Raw genomic sequence first — 17,765 nt, 5'->3', positions numbered from 1 at the left:
ACTTTTTAAGGGGGAGGCAGGGAGCGGGTTCACAGGTCCCAACAACAAAAAACGAGAGCCAAAGCTCTCGTTTTCTAGGATCTCGTCTCTAGAAACTAGGATCTGTTCTTAAGGACGATAGACCTTAACGTTATCAAAGCCGTTCTCTTTCAGGTACAGTGCCTGAAGGCGACTCATCACACCACGGTCACAGTACAGCAGATAGGTGTTGTCCTGCGGCAGATCGCCAAACTGTGTTGCCAGTTTATAGAACGGCAGATGCTTAACCTCGACATTTTCAATTTCCAGCGGGTTTTCATCTTCTTCGTCCGGGCTGCGGATATCGAGGACAATGGCACCATTGTCGATCTGATCAACTAGCTCAATCTCCGGCGCCTGCTCCTGGCTTTCTTTTGCGATGTCACGAATATCAATCACACGGGCTTCTTGAACCACACGATCAAGCACTGCAAAATCAAATTTCGCCTCTTCAATTTCCAGCTTTTCTTTTACAGCTTTCACTGTCGGGCTCTTGGAGATGACACCGCAGAATTCAGGCATGGTCTTGGCGAAATCTTCAGTACCAATATCACGCGCGACATTAATAATATCTTCTTTGTCCCAGTTTATTAGCGGACGCAGAATCAAAGTATCAGTCACGTTATCGATATGGCGCAAGTTGGTCAGCGTCTGGCTTGAAACCTGACCAAGTGCTTCACCAGTGACCAGCGCCTGAAGGCCCATGCGTTCGGCAACCTGCCCGGCAGCGCGCATAAACATACGCTTAAGTACGACACCCATCTGACCATCGGCCACATTTTCCAGAATTTCGGCAACTACCGGTTCGAAGTCAATCGCAATAAATTTAACTTTGGCTGATGAACCGTATTTATTCCAAAGGAAATGCGAAACCTGCTTAACACCGATTTCATGAGCCGGACCGCCAAGATTGAAGAAACAGTAGTGCACTTTGCTACCGCGCTTGATATGCAGATAGCTCGATACACCCGAGTCAAAACCACCGGAAATCAGGCTAAGCACATCTTCCTGAGTTCCCAAAGGAAAACCACCCAGCCCCTTATGACGCGCCAGGACCTGGTTCAGCTTGTCCTGAGCAACTTCGATTTTTACGGTAACGTCAGGATTTTTCAGTTTGACAGAAGCAGATTCCACCGCCTGATTCAGGCCGCCACCTACGTAGCGCTCCAGTTCAATCGAGGTGAAGTCATGTTTGCCTGTTCGCTTGGCGCGTACGCAGAACGTCTTACCTTCAATTTGGTCGCGGACGTGATCTAGTGTCTGCTCGTAGATATCGTGCATGTCAGTGAAGTCACTTTGCTTCACTTCCAGCGAATGGTGAATACCTGGCGTTCGCGTTAATACCGCCAGAACCTGATCACGAATGCTGTCATCTTTTGATGACACTTCGATGTGACTACGGCGATTTTGTACCGCTACTGAATCGGACAAACGCTGGACAATAATGCGGATGTTGCTTTCCAGGATTTTAGTGAAGCGCTTTCGGACAGAATCACTCTTTACAAAAATCTCAGGATGGGGTTTAACGATAAATTTCATAACACGCTTCGCTACACTGGGCCAAACAATACCAAAAGGATTAATCCTTAAAGGGATCAAAGGCGCGGATTATACAGCAAGCAGGCTGTTGCTGAAACAAGGATATACAGGGTGAGCTCCCTTCCCTGTATATCATTCCATTATTAGGTTTAGTGTAGGCTTAATTTTCGCCGCTAGGCACTTCATCCGAATAATAGGGTTCGCCCTGCATGATAGAAATCTCAACCCGGCGGTTTTCTTTGCGTTGCGCCTCGGTCTTGTTGTTGTTCAGCGGCGCCGTATCGGCCAACCCGACCACCCGCAGACGCTTGTGTTCAAAACCATCCACTTTTTCCATCTCCTGGGCAACCGACACGGCGCGCTGTGCCGACAAGTCCCAGTTTGAACGGTAGAGCTCCGAATCCAGTTTCTGGTTATCGGTATGACCAGAGACACGGATCACACCGGGTACATCCTTGACCAAATCGGCAACCTGCCTCACCAGCGGCCTAAATTTGGGCTGCAAGAAAGCAGAGCCGGCAGGGAACGATCCCTTCTCCTTGATCCGGATAACGACCTGCTGGCCGAAACTTTCCACTTCAACCGCCCCGTCCTGGATCTCACGGTCAAGCGCCTTCTGCAGAATCTCCATCAGCTGCTCCTGTGATTCCGACAGTTCAGAATCACTGTTCTGCTTCTGCTCGGTCGACAAGTCAGCACTCTGCCCGCCCGTCATCTTGCCGGCGTCACGCTGGGTACCACCTGCCCTGTCGGACTCGCCCTCATGAAAATCCAGCGAACGCTGGGTCATGTCTATCGTCTGCTGCATGATAACTTCAATCGGCGTCGGCTCCGGACGCCCGGGACGAAACTCCTGGGCAATCACGCTGGTCCCTTTCGGAATATCTTTCACTTCCAGCATATTCTGAACACCGAAAGCAAACTTCATCGAACCGGCAATTTGCTTAAACTTCAGTACGTCCATCTCCGAGAAGGACAGCAGAAGTACAAAGAAACACATCAGCAGTGACATCAAGTCGGCGAAGGTACCCATCCAGGCCGGTAGCCCCGGGGGGGGACATTTGCATTCTTCTTCCATCGTCCCTCCTGTTACTCGTCGCCGTCGATGCTACGTTTCTTCTCGTTCAGATAGTTTTTCAGGTAGCCATCAATCACCCGCGGGTTCTGGCCGTCCTGAATAGCCAACACCCCGTCGAGGATAAGACGACGGTTCAGCTTTTCTTCATCCTTGCGCAGCTCAAGCTTGGCGGCAATCGGCAGCATCACCATGTTCGCCAGAACCGCACCGTAGAGCGTGGTCAAAAGGGCAACGGCCATCGCCGGGCCAATCGACTTGGGATCATCCATGTTGGACAGCATCGCAACCAGACCGATCAGCGTACCGATCATTCCCATCGCCGGTGCCACATCGCCGAGGGCCTTGAAAATACCCGCCCCCAGCTCATGACGCTCGTTGGTCAGGGCGATATCTTTTTGCAAGGTTGCCCGGACCACGTCGGCATCATGACCGTCAACCAGCAAATCGATGCCTTTGCGCAAGAAAGAGTTTTCCACTTCCATTTCTTCCAGCGCAAGAAAACCGCCCTTACGGGCCGCATCGGCCATCTCGACAACTTTGGCAATTAAGTCTTCAGGGTTGTCCGTCTTGAACATAAAGGCCTTGGCGGCAATTTTCGCAGCGCCGAAAAACTGCCCGATACTGTATTGCATCAGTGCAACAAACATCGAGCCACAAAAAACGATCAAAATCGACTGCGTATCAATGAACATACTGATACTACCGCCCAGTACCATCGCCATGATAACGAAGGCAAATGACCCGATTAAACCTATGAGGGTAGCCAAATCCACCGGTAATTCTCCAACTTGCGACACGTAGCCAAAATGATTTCTGTGGCTATTCTAACCAACTCAGACTATATCGGCACCATTGAATTTTGATTTAGCTTTCTTGACAGCAAAACTCGAAAATAACTGTTGGCGACACAGAATCCTGTGACATAATTTGACGCTGTAAACTCTCTACGTTATTTTTCCTGCACTTAAATCATAGTGAACCCTTTATGGCAGCTAAAAAACCTGAAAATATGGCGTTTGAAGCCGCACTGGACGAACTGGACAGCATCGTAAATGAGCTGGAATCCGGTGACATTGCGCTCGAAGATGCGCTGAAGAAATTTGAGCGTGGCATTGCGCTTGCCCGTAGCAGCCAGCAAAAACTGACTCAGGCCGAGCAGCGAGTAGAGATTCTGCTTCAGGCAGATGATGAAGCCCCCCTGACTGAATTTGATGCCAATAATGAATAAAAACACTTCCCTGTCACAGTCTCTGCAGTATTACCAGCAGCGTAATAACCAGCAACTGGCACAATGGATCTCGGCGCAGCCGTACGCTGAACAGCCTCTCATTGAGGCCATGAAGCACGGTACGTTGCTGGGTGGCAAACGTGCTCGCCCTTTCCTGACCTATGTAACAGGCCAGATGCTTGGTGCCGATTGTGCTAATCTAGATACTCCAGCGGCGGCAGTGGAATGCATTCATGCGTATTCGTTAATTCATGACGATCTGCCGGCAATGGACAACGATGATTTGCGCCGTGGTCAGCCGACCTGCCATATTGCCTTTAACGAGGCGACAGCTATTCTGGCGGGCGACTCGCTGCAGACGCTGGCTTTTGAAATTCTGGCAACCGGTCCCTTGAGCGAAGACGGGGAAACATACCGCATCCAGATGGTCAGGGAGCTGGCACAGGCATCTGGCGCGGCCGGTATGTGCATGGGACAGGCACTGGATCTGGCGGCAGAGGGACAGGATGTCACGCTGCAGGAGCTGGAAACCATTCACAAGCATAAAACCGGCGCATTGATCCGCTGTGCGATTCGCCTCGGGGCGCTTGCCGCCGGTGACAAAGGTGCCGAGATACTGCCGCAGCTCAACCAATATGCGGATGCTATCGGCCTGGCCTTCCAGGTTCAGGACGATATTCTGGACGTTACCAGCGACACAGAAACCTTGGGCAAACCGCAAGGTTCCGATCTCGAACTAGAAAAAAGTACCTACCCGGCCTTACTCGGATTGGAAGGTGCGAAGCAAAAAGCTCAGCAACTTTATCAAGAAGCGCTACAAGCATTGGACGCAATACCCTACAATACAGACCAATTAGAAGTTTTTGCCCGATACGTCATCGAGCGCAATAACTAAAAAACAGTAAAAGCGCCGAAATGTTATGACACTGGATATTTCAAAATACCCTCATCTGGCTCTGGCAAACACTCCAGATGAACTACGCTTGTTACCAGTCGACAGTCTACCTGCTGTCTGCGACGAGCTACGTACCTACTTACTGAAGTCAGTAAGCCAAAGCAGCGGTCACTTTGCTTCCGGCCTTGGTGCCGTCGAGCTGACGGTTGCCCTGCACTATGTCTACAATACGCCGTTCGATCACCTCATCTGGGACGTCGGCCACCAGGCATACCCACACAAAATTCTTACCGGCCGCCGCGAGGCGATGTCGACGATCCGTCAGAAAGACGGGATCCACCCCTTCCCGTGGCGTGAAGAGAGCGAATATGACGTTCTTTCCGTCGGCCACTCCTCGACTTCGATCAGTGCCGGACTGGGGATGGCGATTGCCGCGGAAAAAGAAGGCCTCGGGCGCAAAGTGGTCAGCGTGATCGGCGACGGCGCAATCACCGCCGGAATGGCATTTGAAGCGATGAACCATGCCGGTGATGTCCACTCGGACATGCTAGTGATCCTGAACGACAACGAAATGTCGATTTCAGAAAACGTCGGTGCAATGAATAACCACCTTGCGCGCCTGTTATCCGGTAGCCTCTATACCACCATCCGTGAAGGCGGCAAGAAAGTGTTGTCTGGTGCGCCGCCGATCAAGGAACTGGTCAAACGCGCCGAGGAACACATTAAAGGCATGGTTGTTCCCGGTACCATGTTCGAGGAGCTGGGCTTTAATTATATCGGCCCTGTCGATGGCCATGACGTCGACGAGCTGGTCAATACCTTGAAGAACATGCGTAACCTCAAAGGGCCGCAGTTCCTTCATATAATGACCAAGAAAGGTAAAGGCTATGCTCCGGCCGAAGCGGATCCAATTAACTATCACGCCGTACCTAAGTTTGATCTAGCCCAGAACCCGATTCCGAAAGCCAAGAGCCAGCCGACATTCTCCAATATCTTTGGCGACTGGCTGTGCGATATGGCCGAGCAGGACAGCAAGCTAATGGCCATTACCCCGGCCATGCGTGAAGGCTCTGGCATGGTTCGGTTCTCAAAAACGTTCCCCGAGCAGTACTTTGATGTTGCCATTGCCGAGCAACATGCCGTTACTCTGGCAACAGGCATGGCTATCGGTGGCTACCACCCGGTTGTTGCCATCTATTCGACCTTCTTGCAGCGCGGCTATGATCAGCTGATCCACGATATCGCGATCATGGATTTACCGGTGATGTTTGCCATTGACCGTGGCGGTCTGGTCGGTGCCGACGGGCAGACGCACCAAGGCTCGTTTGATCTGAGCTTCATGCGCTGTATCCCCAATATGGTGATCATGGCACCAAGTGACGAAAACGAATGTCGCCAGATGCTCTATACCGGCCACCAGCATCAGGGGCCGAGTGCGGTACGCTACCCGCGCGGCAGCGGTACCGGCATCGTGCCGAATCGCGAAATGACAGCTCTGGAGATAGGAAAAGGGATTGTTCGCCGTCAGGGGGAGAAAATCGCTATCCTCAACTTCGGAACCACCCTGAGCTATGCGCTGGAAGCGGCTGAGAACCTTAACGCGACCGTGGCCGATATGCGTTTCGTCAAGCCTCTTGACGAAGCTTTGATCCTGGAGCTGGCGGCGACCCACGACACCTTGGTCACCGTTGAGGAGAATGCCATTGCCGGTGGTGCCGGTAGCGGTGTGAACGAGTTCCTGATGAAGCAGAAAGTGCTCAAGCCGGTACTGAACATCGGCCTGCCGGATCGCTTTATCGAACAAGGCACTCAGGCAGAACTCCATGCCCTGCTCGACATTGATGGTCCGGGCATCGAGAAGCAGATAAAAGCCTACATCGACTAACAAAGATAAAACCCTGGCCCGGTAGCTTTCTTGGCAGCCGGGCTCCGGTTTTAGAAGCTCTCCCCGACCACCGTCACATTGGGCCAGGGAACCTTTTTCAGTACCGCCCCCTCGTAACCTCCCAGCTCGATATAGCGCATAGGCTCACCCAGCGAACCGTCATAATTTATCCGCTGATACTCTCCCGGAAGGGATATCCGCATGGGTTTGGCCAGCAAAAAGCCTTTTTGGTTTCTTTCCTTAACGGCCCGGTAAACAACCAAGCCTTCGCTGTAACGGCGTGCAATCACGCCTTCCCGGGGAAAGTCACCAAACCAGCCGGAGCGGTAAAGCCAGAACCAGTTTGCCGGTTTCAGCGCAATATCCGATATCATCGATGCCGATGTTTTTGCCTTATCGCCCTTGTTTTCCCAGATCACGGCCTTGTGTCCTTTAGGGATATTAACAGGCCGGCCGATATCAATTTCCAGCATTCCCGTCGGCTGATAAACCCAGTTTTTTGGTACCCCTTGCCGGTACCAGTTACGCAACGTCGTATTACTGCTGCCATAAAAATAGGTTTGGTTCCAACTATGGAAGAAGGTATAGCCGGGCAGGTTAAAAAAATAGTATTGGGCCAGCCCGGTTTCTATATCCCGCTGCCAGGCGAGATCAGAAGAAGGGGCCAGCTCACTGCGCCCTCCTTTCACCGACGCCATGATGACACTCTTGTCACCAGCCTTGGCCAACGCAAAGGTCTCCCAGGCACGCTGCATCCTCTGCAAGCCCATCGCCGGGGTGAGATAATGCTCCCGCAACCAAAGATCGATAACATCCCGCAGCTGCACCGGCCATACCGAATAATGCCAGAGGTTGATCTCCGAAATATTTGCAGCCAGCCAGGTGGTTTGCGTTTTCTTTTTCACCCGCTGCAAAAAATCGGCCAGTTGCTTGGCATACTCTGTTGCCGCGTCTGTCGTACCTGCCTTGAGCGGCAGTTCGCTGAGCAGCCCGCCCTCGAGGACACTGAACTGATTGCTGTCGAGTAACTTGGCCATATCATCATTGTATGCCCCGCTTAGCCCCTGCCGCTGCCAGTCATGGCGATACCAATTGGCATGCACTTCATTAAAAGCATCATTAGCAAAACTCACTCGGTACCAGCAAGTACCCGGCCACATATTGCTGGCCGGTATCAGGCGTGCCTGATGCCTGAAACGGGCACTGGCCTTGGTATTAGGGCGTTCATTAAACTCGGTGGCGCTCACATACCCGTCACCGTCCTGATCATTGGCACTGTCCCAGCCGGGGATCCGCAATTGCTTGGCATCGAGCTGCAGCCAAGGCTTAATACGTAACTCACTGAGCCTAGTCTCATCCGGCCAGGCGAGCTTAACCATCCATGTTTTTAGGCCGTTATCCAAGCCAATATTTCCGCTGTTGAGTTTACGTTGCTGGTAATACGGCCATGCACTGTGCCAGGTTTCTTTATGCTCAAGATAACCCGTCAGTATTTTTTCCCCTTGAGTGCTTCCTCCTTGAAAGCCTCCTCCTTGAATGCTTTGTCCTTGAGAGCCTGACAGGGACCAGTCAACCTTAGTCTTTTTCCAGCCAGCCACATTTCCCTTCTCATCGGTCAGGTTGCGTTTTAGCAAAGGCGAGCCGTCAGCAACAAGCTCAAGGGCATCAAACGGGTAGGAAGAGAAGAGGATCACCTCGTCGCCCGGCTGAAGAGTCAGCGGCAAACGCGCAGTAGAGAACTGATTATTACGAACCAGCAGCAAGTGATAGGGCTGACCTTTGAGCAGATAATCCAAGCCGGAGCTCGGCTTATCAGCCGCTAACAGGGTATCTTCGGAGAAATGCATGAAACCGTCTTCCATATCAATCCCGGCCAGTGCAGCCTGTTTACTTAACCATGCCGACTGTTTTCCCGGCCGACAGTCCAGCTTCTGGCTATAGATATACCCCATCGCAATGGTCTGGCGGTTAACATCAACATCCTGCATGCCGCCAAAAATAATATCCGCATGGCTTGCCTCCCAGTCCTTCACGTCCTGCGCCGTGTTGAAGAACGATGTAGCCAACGGCTCATCCCAGCTTCCCGGCAACACCCAGGCCGCCCCTGTCGAGGGATAAACCTGCGCATTAGCCTGATAGGCCAACAATAACCCTGCAACTAACCCCAACCCGCGCCACGGCATAGCTCACCACTTAATTGTTCTGAAAACCTTAATAAAGCCTAGACGAACAATTTTTAGCAGGTTGATTTAAAGCCGGTTTATCTATAAAAAAGCCGCGCTATTGCGCGGCTCATCATTTCCGTTTATCAGCAAGCTGCAGGCTTTTTCTACCATCCCATCCAGTAACCCACACCCCACAGGGCAATCATTGCCATAAAGCCAGCCAGGATATCATCTACCATGATTCCCAGGCCGCCATGGACATGTTTATCCAACCAGCTGATCGGCCACGGTTTGACCATGTCAAAGAAACGGAACAGAACAAAACCTGTCAGTACCCATTCCCAGCTCGCAACCGGGGCTACCGCCATGGTGATCCAGAAACCGACAAACTCATCCCAGACGATACTGCCATGGTCGTGAACCCCCATATCATTTGAAGTTTTCTGACAAATAATAATGCCGACCAGCGCCGCGACAACCGTGATAACCAGATAAGCCGCAAAAGGGAGCTTAACCATCAATAGATAAAAAGGGATGGCCGCTACAGTGCCCATGGTCCCCGGTATGATTGGTGACAAGCCACTACCGAACCCCGTTGCCAGCAAATGCCAAGGGTTTGTCAGGTTGATATTCTCTTTAGGATTTCCCACTTACTACTCCGCAAAATGATCATAGCCATGCAACTGCCAGTCAAGCGGCTGATCAGCTCTGATCAGCGTGATCCCCCGGCCCGGGCGCAACTGACCGATACAGGTCGCCTTGACGCCACAGTGTGCCAGAGTCGTATCGATTGCTCCACGGTTCTGCTCGGGAACCGTAAAGCAGAGCTCGTATTCTTCACCACTGCCCAGCGCCAGCTGCAGAGCCTTGTCCCTGTCAGACTCAAACAAACACAGCTCCGGTGACAGCGGCAGTTTATCAACCTCAATACTGGCTGCCAGCCCGGAGCGCTTCAGAATGTGGCCGAGATCAGAAATCAAGCCGTCGGAAACATCCAAGGCTGCCGATGCTATCCCGCGCAGTGCCTGCCCGGCCAAAATCCGGGGTTGCGCCTTGTAGTGGCGATCAAGCAAGGTTTTTTGTAGCTGCGGATCACTCACCGTCTTCTCACCAAGCAGCAAGGCAAGCCCGGCGGCGCTATCCCCCAAATTACCGGTAACATAGACCCAGTCACCTGACTTCGCCCCACTGCGAGTGAGTGCTTTCCCCTTGGGAACAAAGCCATGCACGGTAATCGTAATACTCAGTGGCCCTTTGGTAGTATCGCCACCCACCAACTGAACATTGTAATAGTCAGCCAATGCAAAAAAGCCCTGGCAAAACTGGCGCAGCCAACTTTCATCCGGGGCAGGCATGGTCAATGCCAGTGACACCCAGGCTGGCGTTGCCCCCATGGCTGCCAGGTCACTCAGGTTCGAGGCCAAGGCCTTATGGGCTACCAGCGCCGGATCAGCATCGGCCAAAAAGTGAGTACCTGCTACCAGCGAGTCGGTGCTGACGGCAAGCTGGCTGCCGTCCGGCACCTCCAGCAGGGCACAATCATCACCGATGGACAAGGCGACATCACGGCGGTTTACATTCTGGTGCTCAAAATACCGAGCAATAAGGTCAAATTCGTTGCTAGCCATACTGTTTTTCAAATTAAAGACAGAAAAAAGGCCAGCTAAGCTGGCCCTCTAGAATCGTATTCGATTACTTCTTGCGAAGTGTCGGTGCCGCTTTATCCAGCACACCGTTTACAAACTTGTGGCTGTCTTCCGCACCGAAGGCCTTGGCCAGTTCGATAGCTTCGTTGATCACCACTTTGTATGGTACATCATCACGCTTGGTCATCTCGTACATAGCAAGACGCAGCAACGCAAGCTCCATCTGATCCAGATCCTGTAGCGGACGAGACAGGTACGGACGCATTTTGCTGTCCAATTCCTGATGGTTCAGAACCACACCTGTTAACAGGTCACGGAAGTAAGCAACGTCAGTATGCGGTGCTGCCAGCTCAGGCGCGTCAGCCTGGTGCTCTTCTTCTTCAAATTTATCGCCAGAAAGGAAGTGTTGCTCGATATCGGCAACATTGCCCTTAGTGATCTGCCAAGAATAAATAGCTTGGATAGCAAAGTGACGTGCATTTCGACGTGCGGCTGGTTTCACAGTAACCCCCATTAGGATTCGATTTGGGACAGGACATTAACCATTTCAAGCGCGCTTAGTGCAGCCTCTGCCCCTTTATTACCAGCCTTGGTACCGGCACGCTCAATGGCTTGTTCGATTGAATCTACAGTCAGAACACCGAACGCTACCGGAGTATTGAACTCAAGAGCGATCTGCGCCAGACCTTTATTACACTCACCGGCAACATAATCAAAGTGTGGCGTACCGCCACGGATCACAGAGCCTAGCGCCACGATAGCATCGTAACGATCGCTCTTGGCAACCTGCTGAGCAACCAGTGGAAGCTCGTATGCACCAGGGCAACGAACAACAGTGATATTGTCATCGCTTACCTGACCTTGACGTTTCAGTGCGTCCAACGCACCTGAAAGCAGGCTTTCGTTGATAAAGCTGTTGAAGCGTGCGATTACGATAGCAACTTTTGCGTTTGGTGCCGCGATGGCGCCTTCAATTACCTTCATGGGCCTTCCTGTGACTATGTCTTTCCGGTTTGAGAAACCGCGGGAGTCTATCACACTTTAAAAGTTATACCAATTGACATCTCACCGGCTCAGGGTGAATAAATAATCGGTCATAGCAGGTGATAAGCGCGTATTTCTCGCCGGTATTATCAAAATAACCTCCTGTCCTGCAGCTAAGCTGCAACAGGAGAAAGAAAAAACAGGCCAGTCGATACTGGCCTGCTTACTGATTTACTCGCAGATATACTCAACGACTTCCAGGCCAAAGCCTGACAGCGAATGGTAACGCTGGGTCGAAGACGACAGCAGCCGCATTTTCGACACCCCCAGGTCGGATAGGATCTGAGAGCCTACACCTACCTGACGAGACTGATCTTTCGGATTCAGCTTCACCACCGGTTTGCCTTCTTCCTGCGCTGCCAAATGTTTTAGCTTGGTGATCACCGCTTCTTGCGGCTCGTGCTTGCTCAGTACCACCAGCACACCGCCCTCGTCAGCAATACGCTTCATGGCTGCTGGCAGGGTCCACTGCGACGCGCCCGAGTGAAGAATATCTTTGAACGTATCTTGCAGGTGAACACGAACCAATGTCGATGACTCGGGTGCCACATCACCCTTGCGCAGTGCATAATGAACTTCATTGTCGATCGTATCGCGATAGGTGATCATGTCGAACTCGCCAAACTCTGTCGGCAGTCGGCATTCCGCCACGCGTTCAATCGTCGTTTCGTTGTTGTTACGGTATTCGATAAGATCGGCAATGGTACCCAGTTTCAGACCGTGTTTTTCGGCGAACACTTCCAAGTCAGGACGACGAGCCATAGTGCCGTCTTCATTGAGGATCTCGACAATAACGCTGGATGGCTCCAGACCCGCCAGGCGGGCAACATCACAACCGGCTTCGGTATGGCCGGCGCGTGCAAGCACACCGCCTTCCTGAGCCATTAGCGGGAAGATGTGTCCCGGCATGACAATATCAGCCGCCGTGGCATTTTCAGCCACCGCCGCCTGAACGGTACGGGCACGGTCTGCCGCAGAGATCCCGGTAGTCACTCCCTCGGCCGCCTCAATCGATACTGTAAAATTGGTACTGAACTGCTCGGTATTATCCTGCACCATCAGCGGCAGGTTAAGCTGCTTGCAGCGCGTCTGGGTCAAGGTCAGGCAAATCAGGCCCCGGCCGTTGGTCGCCATAAAGTTCACCGCTTCAGGCGTGATTTTCTCTGATGCCATGATCAGATCGCCTTCATTCTCGCGATCTTCATCATCCATGAGGATAACCATCTTACCCAGGCGGATATCTTCGATTATTTCTTTTGCACTGCTTAACGCCATAACAATACCTTTATCCTAATGCTTTATCCTAAGAACCCAGTTTTTGCCAGTAGGTCCATGGTAACTTCCGACTTTTTATCTGCGGCTTTCTCACCTAGCATCAAACGCTCTAGGTAGCGGGCAATCACATCAACCTCCAGGTTGACTTTGCGTCCCGCTTTAAAAGATTCCATTGTCGTTTCCGCCGCAGTATGCGGCACAATTGTCAGCTTAAACTCATTGCCACGGATCGCGTTGACGGTCAGGCTGATACCATCGACGGATACCGAGCCTTTCTCCGAAATATATTTTGCCAGATGCTCAGGCGCCCTGACCCAGAATTCTATCGCCCGACCGGTATGGGTACGCTCGATAATTTCAGCGACATCGTCAACATGTCCGGAAACCATATGGCCACCGAAACGGGTCGTCGGCAACATGGCTTTTTCCAGATTGGCCTTCTGTCCGGCCTTGTAGTTGGCAAAAGCAGTACGCTGGAGAGTTTCCAGAGAGAGATCGGCAACATAACCGCTACCGGTCAGCTCAACGACGGTCAGGCATACCCCGTTGGTTGCAATACTGTCACCCAATTTAACATCGGATAGATCGAGCTTGCCGGCATCGACCGTGACAGAAATATCCGCACCTTTCGGCGTCAGGGCCGTAATCGTACCTACAGCTTCGATAATGCCAGTAAACATGAATTAAAATTCCTTGAATTGCTCGTTAAACGTGTTTGACTCGGGCAGTGATCCGGATATCCGGCCCGACCATCCGAACATCGCTGATCGCCAGCTCAGGCACCTGAGACATTGCCGTCAGCCCCTGCAGATCAACCAGCCCGCGGCTGTCGCTTCCCATCAGTTTAGGTGCCTGGTAAATAATTAGCTCATCAACCAGATCCGCCGAGAGCAGCGCACCGGCCAGTCCGGCACCGGCCTCAACCCAGATGTGATTGATATCCTGCTCAGACAGTGCCTTCATCAGCGCTGGCAAATCGAGCGGACCTCCGGCTTCGGTTGCCGGTACCAGTAACTGCTCAACTGACTCCGGCCATGCTTCGTCACCCTGTTCACGGCGGGCCAAAATAGTCCGCCCTGGCAAATGTACAAGCTTATGGTCCGGTGTCACCCGATTCTGACTATCAATCACGACCCGACACGGCTGGCGAACGGCCGACTGCGGATACTCTTGCTGTACCGCCTCACCCAGCTCGTCCCAACGAATATTCAGCGAAGGGTCATCGGCCAATACGGTCGCACTGGTTGAAAGAATCGCACCGGCCCTGGCACGAAAGCGCTGTACGTCCGCACGGGCCGCAGCCCCTGTGATCCACTTGCTCTGGCCATTAGACAGCGCAGTACGGCCATCAAGGCTCGAGGCCAGCTTCAGTTGCACATACGGCATTCCGGTTTTCATCCGCTTGATAAAACCGGGGTTAAGCGCCTGGGCATCTGCTTCAAGCAGACCAGTCTGAACTTCGATTCCGGCCACCTGCAGCATCTCGATACCGCGCCCAGCTACTTGCGGATTGGGATCAACCATCGCGCACACAACCCGTGATACCTTGGCCTTAACAAGCGCTTCGGCACAAGGCGGTGTGCGTCCATAGTGAGAACAAGGCTCTAGCGTGACATAAGCGGTGGCTCCCCGGGCCTTATCGCCCGCGGCACGCAGCGCAAACACTTCGGCATGCGGCTGACCAGCCTGGTAATGGTAACCTTCCCCGACAATACTATCGCCGTGGGCAATCACACAACCAACGTTGGGGTTCGGAGCAGTTGTAAAACGACCACGTTTTGCCAACTCAATGGCACGCAGCATCATGGCATGATCTATGGGTGAGAACATCTGGCTTTGCATTCATTTGAAGGCGTTAGCCGGCAGGTAACTGCCGCTAACACCGCTTACTTCTCTAACTTGGCGATTTCTTCGCCAAATTCACGAATATCTTCAAAACTACGGTACACAGAGGCAAACCGGATATAGGCAACCTTATCCAGTTCCTTCAGCGCTTCCATTACCAAGTTTCCTATCATCTCTGACGGTACTTCACGCTCGCCCGTCGCACGAAGACGAGACTTAATAGTGTTGATGGCACGTTCGATGTCATCAGCACTCACTGGTCGTTTTTCCAGCGCACGCTGGATCCCGCCACGAAGCTTTTCTTCGTTGAACGGGTCACGGTTACCGTTGGTCTTAATCACCCGAGGCATGACTAACTCAGCGGTTTCAAACGTCGTGTAGCGCTCATTACAAGCCAGACACTGACGGCGACGACGGACTTGATGGCCGTCTGCAACCAGACGGGAATCGATTACTTTGGTGTCATTTGCACCACAAAAAGGACAATGCATCTTGCCTCCTAAAATTCGTCGACTCAGTGTAACTCATTTCAATCGGTTATTGAGAATATAAGAATGGTTTTTCTTATTATTCTGGCTTACCAAAGCAAAACGGCACCTTAAGCAGGTGCCGTTTTATCAGATTCAAAGTGCTAGCTTCAAACTACATTTCGTATCTGCCACTTAATCATATAGTACTTCAGCTCGACACTATTTCGTTCAAGAGCAAAAAGGAAGCGCGCAGTTTATAAGTATAAATGAGCACTTCCGATGCTGGTATTGGACTAAATAGCAAAGAGGTGAGGCGCTATTAAGCGTAAACAGGTAGACGCTTACAAATCTCCAGTACCTTCGCCTTGGTCGCTTCAATCACTTCTGGCTTGTCAATGTTGTCCAGAACATCACAGATCCAGCCAGCAAGCTGTTTAGCTTCATCTGCCGAGAAACCACGACGGGTGATCGCAGGTGTACCCAGACGGATACCCGAAGTCACAAACGGGCTACGAGGATCATTCGGTACACTGTTCTTGTTCACTGTGATGTTGGCTTCACCCAGTGCCGCATCGGCCTCTTTACCTGTAATGCCCTTATCAATCAGATCAACCAGGAACAAGTGGTTTTCGGTACCGCCTGAAACGATCTTGTAGCCACGCTCGGTAAACTCGGCAACCATCGCTTTGGCATTTTCAACCACACGTGCCTGATAGGCTTTGAACTCAGGTTCCATTGCTTCTTTGAAGGCAACCGCTTTAGCGGCAATCACGTGCATCAGAGGACCACCCTGGCCACCAGGGAATACCGCTGAGTTCAGCTTCTTGTAAAGCTCTTCACCTTCGCTTGACAGGATCAGGCCACCGCGAGGGCCAGCCAGTGTCTTGTGCGTTGTAGTAGTGACGACGTGAGCATGAGGAACAGGGTTAGGGTAAACACCTGCAGCAATCAGGCCGGCAACGTGCGCCATATCAACAAAGAAGTACGCGCCAACTTTGTCAGCAATTTCACGCATGCGCTTCCAGTCAACAACCTGAGAATAGGCAGAGAAGCCACCAATGATCATCTTCGGCTTGTGCTCCAGAGCAAGAGCTTCCATCTCTTCGTAGTCAATCTGACCACTTTCATCAATGCCGTAAGGAATAATGTTGTATAGCTTGCCCGAGAAGTTTACCGGAGAGCCGTGAGTCAGGTGACCGCCGTGTGCCAGGCTCATACCCAATACCGTATCGCCGGCATTCAGCAGTGCCATGTAAACCGCGTTGTTGGCCTGTGAGCCAGAGTGCGGCTGAACGTTCGCATATTCTGCGCCGAATAGCTGACAGGCGCGCTCAATGGCGAGCTGCTCAGCTTTGTCGACATACTCACAACCGCCATAATAACGCTTGCCTGGATAACCTTCGGCGTATTTATTCGTCAGCTGAGAACCTTGCGCTTCCATTACACGTGGGCTGGTGTAGTTTTCAGAGGCAATTAACTCGATGTGCTCTTCCTGACGCGCAGTTTCTTCCTGAATGGCTGCAAAAAGTTCTGCGTCATAATCGGCAATATTCATGTCGCGTTTTAGCATCTGTATCTCCTGACTCAGATTGTTCTCATACAAATTGACAGAAGTACCTGAAAAATTCAGATCCTTATGTGAATTGGTGGTAATCATAAATCTTCGGTGCAATTCGAAAAACACAAACCTAGGCCCCGCCTAGACGCAAACGTTTTCGTTACACCTGTATATAATTCGCCATCTTACAGAATTTGATCTAAATCAGATAGTCCTCAAGGCACTTTTTCTTAGTCATTCTGCATGTTTATTTTCGATGGCTGCATGAATTGTTTTCATCTTGATGAATCAATCACCATTACAATTCATGCTAATTGCATCATATTACAAGTAAACATGAAAATTAATATTTTACGATCGCGTAAAACATTTCTTACAGCCATGTTCTGACTGTTTTCGGCAACAATTTCGTTTTCCCCAGCTTCCCCCTTATTATTGCGCGCTTCTGATATAAGGAGTGTACATTTGAGCGGTTATCATCATTCACTGAAAGAAAACATTATTGCTATCCTGACCGGTACGTTCATCGTTTCCCAAGGTATTTTCTTTCTCCAGCAGGCTGACTTACTAACAGGCGGCACAACAGGACTGGCACTCCTCCTTAGCCAGTTTGTCGACCTTTCTTTCGGCCAGCTGTATTTCCTATTGAATACACCATTTTATCTGATGGCCTGGTTTCGAATGGGTAAGAGCTTTGCTGTCACCAGTATCATCTCTGGTGGCCTAGTCTCAGTGATCACCGATAACCTTCATCATGTCCTTGAGATCAGCCGACTTGAACCGCTCTATTGCGCCGCTATCGGCGGCCTGCTTATGGGACTGGGCATGCTGATCCTGTTTCGTCACCAGACCAGTCTTGGCGGCTTCAATGTACTGGTGCTGTTTTTACAGGAAAAATTTGGTCTGTCAGCAGGCAAACTGCAAATGGGCATTGATACCTGCATCCTGGTTGCGTCTTTTTTCCTGGTCAGTCCAATAGTTTTGGCCCTGTCTGTACTCGGTGCAGTCCTGCTGAACCTGGTGCTTGCCATGAACCACAAGCCGGGACGCTATAGCGGTCAGGCACTCACCAGCTGCAACTAACCCGTCGACTGATAACGAAAAAGGCTTGCCAAATGG

The 17,765-nt window shown here is 51.6% G+C and carries 17 protein-coding genes; 4 read left to right on the top strand and 13 right to left on the bottom strand.

All coding sequences use genetic code 11. The annotated features are described in order from the left end of the window. Positions 1–108 precede the first annotated feature (108 nt). The 3 genes from thiI to pomA form a co-directional block, all read right to left on the bottom strand. Complete coding sequence (thiI, locus tag L4D19_RS12285; RefSeq protein WP_428452714.1) at positions 109–1,557, bottom strand: tRNA uracil 4-sulfurtransferase ThiI; 1,449 nt, start codon at positions 1,555–1,557, stop codon at positions 109–111. A gap of 160 nt (positions 1,558–1,717) precedes the next feature. Continuing rightward, positions 1,718–2,635, bottom strand: a complete 918-nt coding sequence (locus L4D19_RS12280) for a flagellar motor protein MotB (protein ID WP_160654514.1) — start codon at positions 2,633–2,635, stop codon at positions 1,718–1,720. An 11-nt stretch (positions 2,636–2,646) separates the two neighbouring features. Further along, complete coding sequence (pomA, locus tag L4D19_RS12275; RefSeq protein ID WP_160654512.1) at positions 2,647–3,408, bottom strand: flagellar motor protein PomA; 762 nt, start codon at positions 3,406–3,408, stop codon at positions 2,647–2,649. A gap of 212 nt (positions 3,409–3,620) precedes the next feature. On the opposite strand from pomA, the gene xseB reads away from it, so the two are divergent. From xseB to dxs, 3 genes are read left to right on the top strand one after another with little or no spacing between them, the layout of a single operon-like run. Then, positions 3,621–3,863 carry an exodeoxyribonuclease VII small subunit gene (gene xseB / locus L4D19_RS12270; protein WP_428452713.1) on the top strand — a complete coding sequence of 81 codons (243 nt, stop codon included), beginning with the start codon at positions 3,621–3,623 and terminating at the stop codon, positions 3,861–3,863. Further along, the gene (ispA, locus tag L4D19_RS12265; RefSeq protein WP_428452712.1) at positions 3,856–4,758 is read left to right on the top strand and encodes a (2E,6E)-farnesyl diphosphate synthase; all 903 of its coding nucleotides are present in this window, start codon (positions 3,856–3,858) and stop codon (positions 4,756–4,758) included. The genes xseB and ispA overlap by 8 nt, the downstream gene beginning before the upstream one ends. Before the next feature lie 25 nt (positions 4,759–4,783). After that, positions 4,784–6,643 carry a 1-deoxy-D-xylulose-5-phosphate synthase gene (gene dxs / locus L4D19_RS12260; RefSeq protein WP_428452711.1) on the top strand — a complete coding sequence of 620 codons (1,860 nt, stop codon included), beginning with the start codon at positions 4,784–4,786 and terminating at the stop codon, positions 6,641–6,643. A gap of 50 nt (positions 6,644–6,693) precedes the next feature. Here the strand turns inward: dxs and L4D19_RS12255 are convergent, their stop codons facing one another. The 10 genes from L4D19_RS12255 to glyA all read right to left on the bottom strand — a co-directional run bounded on the left by L4D19_RS12255 (position 6,694) and on the right by glyA (position 16,658). Further along, positions 6,694–8,826 (bottom strand): hypothetical protein, encoded by a 2,133-nt coding sequence (locus tag L4D19_RS12255; protein WP_428452710.1) that lies wholly within the window; start codon positions 8,824–8,826, stop codon positions 6,694–6,696. A 146-nt stretch (positions 8,827–8,972) separates the two neighbouring features. Next, positions 8,973–9,458, bottom strand: coding sequence for a phosphatidylglycerophosphatase A (gene pgpA / locus L4D19_RS12250; RefSeq protein ID WP_428452709.1), 486 nt, complete (start codon positions 9,456–9,458; stop codon positions 8,973–8,975). Between the two features lie 3 nt (positions 9,459–9,461). Further along, on the bottom strand, positions 9,462–10,436 hold the full coding sequence (gene thiL / locus L4D19_RS12245) for a thiamine-phosphate kinase (protein ID WP_428452708.1): 975 nt from the start codon (positions 10,434–10,436) through the stop codon (positions 9,462–9,464). A gap of 64 nt (positions 10,437–10,500) precedes the next feature. Next, positions 10,501–10,968 carry a transcription antitermination factor NusB gene (gene nusB / locus L4D19_RS12240; protein ID WP_428452707.1) on the bottom strand — a complete coding sequence of 156 codons (468 nt, stop codon included), beginning with the start codon at positions 10,966–10,968 and terminating at the stop codon, positions 10,501–10,503. Continuing rightward, complete coding sequence (gene ribH, locus L4D19_RS12235; protein ID WP_075763709.1) at positions 10,968–11,438, bottom strand: 6,7-dimethyl-8-ribityllumazine synthase; 471 nt, start codon at positions 11,436–11,438, stop codon at positions 10,968–10,970. Before ribH ends, nusB begins: the two co-directional genes overlap by 1 nt. Positions 11,439–11,669: 231 nt before the next feature. After that, complete coding sequence (gene ribBA, locus L4D19_RS12230) at positions 11,670–12,773, bottom strand: bifunctional 3,4-dihydroxy-2-butanone-4-phosphate synthase/GTP cyclohydrolase II (RefSeq protein ID WP_428452706.1); 1,104 nt, start codon at positions 12,771–12,773, stop codon at positions 11,670–11,672. Positions 12,774–12,796: 23 nt separating this feature from the next. After that, positions 12,797–13,453, bottom strand: coding sequence for a riboflavin synthase (locus L4D19_RS12225; protein WP_239410257.1), 657 nt, complete (start codon positions 13,451–13,453; stop codon positions 12,797–12,799). 25 nt (positions 13,454–13,478) lie between these two features. After that, a complete protein-coding gene (ribD, locus tag L4D19_RS12220) occupies positions 13,479–14,603 on the bottom strand; it encodes a bifunctional diaminohydroxyphosphoribosylaminopyrimidine deaminase/5-amino-6-(5-phosphoribosylamino)uracil reductase RibD (protein ID WP_428452705.1) in 1,125 nt (374 codons plus the stop codon). Positions 14,604–14,659: 56 nt separating this feature from the next. Next, entirely contained in the window at positions 14,660–15,109 is a 450-nt protein-coding gene (gene nrdR / locus L4D19_RS12215; protein WP_428452704.1) for a transcriptional regulator NrdR, read from the bottom strand. A 298-nt stretch (positions 15,110–15,407) separates the two neighbouring features. Beyond that, positions 15,408–16,658, bottom strand: coding sequence for a serine hydroxymethyltransferase (gene glyA, locus L4D19_RS12210; RefSeq protein ID WP_075763699.1), 1,251 nt, complete (start codon positions 16,656–16,658; stop codon positions 15,408–15,410). A gap of 453 nt (positions 16,659–17,111) precedes the next feature. On the opposite strand from glyA, the gene L4D19_RS12205 reads away from it, so the two are divergent. Beyond that, the gene (locus tag L4D19_RS12205; RefSeq protein ID WP_428452703.1) at positions 17,112–17,729 is read left to right on the top strand and encodes a YitT family protein; all 618 of its coding nucleotides are present in this window, start codon (positions 17,112–17,114) and stop codon (positions 17,727–17,729) included. The last annotated feature ends 36 nt before the right edge of the window (positions 17,730–17,765 follow it).

Source organism: Photobacterium kasasachensis, assembly GCF_050336885.1.
Lineage (GTDB): Bacteria > Pseudomonadota > Gammaproteobacteria > Enterobacterales > Vibrionaceae > Photobacterium > Photobacterium kasasachensis.
Note: the sequence above shows the minus strand (reverse complement) of the source record. Positions and strands in the feature narration are given on the sequence as shown.

Coding starts and splice junctions, on each gene's coding strand:
- thiI (WP_428452714.1), bottom strand. CDS start 1,557: ATGAAATTTATCGTTAAACCCCATCCTGAGATTTTTGTAAAGAGTGAT.
- L4D19_RS12280 (WP_160654514.1), bottom strand. CDS start 2,635: ATGGAAGAAGAATGCAAATGTCCCCCCCCGGGGCTACCGGCCTGGATG.
- xseB (WP_428452713.1), top strand. CDS start 3,621: ATGGCAGCTAAAAAACCTGAAAATATGGCGTTTGAAGCCGCACTGGAC.
- ispA (WP_428452712.1), top strand. CDS start 3,856: ATGAATAAAAACACTTCCCTGTCACAGTCTCTGCAGTATTACCAGCAG.
- dxs (WP_428452711.1), top strand. CDS start 4,784: ATGACACTGGATATTTCAAAATACCCTCATCTGGCTCTGGCAAACACT.
- L4D19_RS12255 (WP_428452710.1), bottom strand. CDS start 8,826: ATGCCGTGGCGCGGGTTGGGGTTAGTTGCAGGGTTATTGTTGGCCTAT.
- thiL (WP_428452708.1), bottom strand. CDS start 10,436: ATGGCTAGCAACGAATTTGACCTTATTGCTCGGTATTTTGAGCACCAG.
- nusB (WP_428452707.1), bottom strand. CDS start 10,968: ATGGGGGTTACTGTGAAACCAGCCGCACGTCGAAATGCACGTCACTTT.
- ribH (WP_075763709.1), bottom strand. CDS start 11,438: ATGAAGGTAATTGAAGGCGCCATCGCGGCACCAAACGCAAAAGTTGCT.
- ribBA (WP_428452706.1), bottom strand. CDS start 12,773: ATGGCGTTAAGCAGTGCAAAAGAAATAATCGAAGATATCCGCCTGGGT.
- L4D19_RS12225 (WP_239410257.1), bottom strand. CDS start 13,453: ATGTTTACTGGCATTATCGAAGCTGTAGGTACGATTACGGCCCTGACG.
- ribD (WP_428452705.1), bottom strand. CDS start 14,603: ATGTTCTCACCCATAGATCATGCCATGATGCTGCGTGCCATTGAGTTG.
- nrdR (WP_428452704.1), bottom strand. CDS start 15,109: ATGCATTGTCCTTTTTGTGGTGCAAATGACACCAAAGTAATCGATTCC.
- glyA (WP_075763699.1), bottom strand. CDS start 16,658: ATGCTAAAACGCGACATGAATATTGCCGATTATGACGCAGAACTTTTT.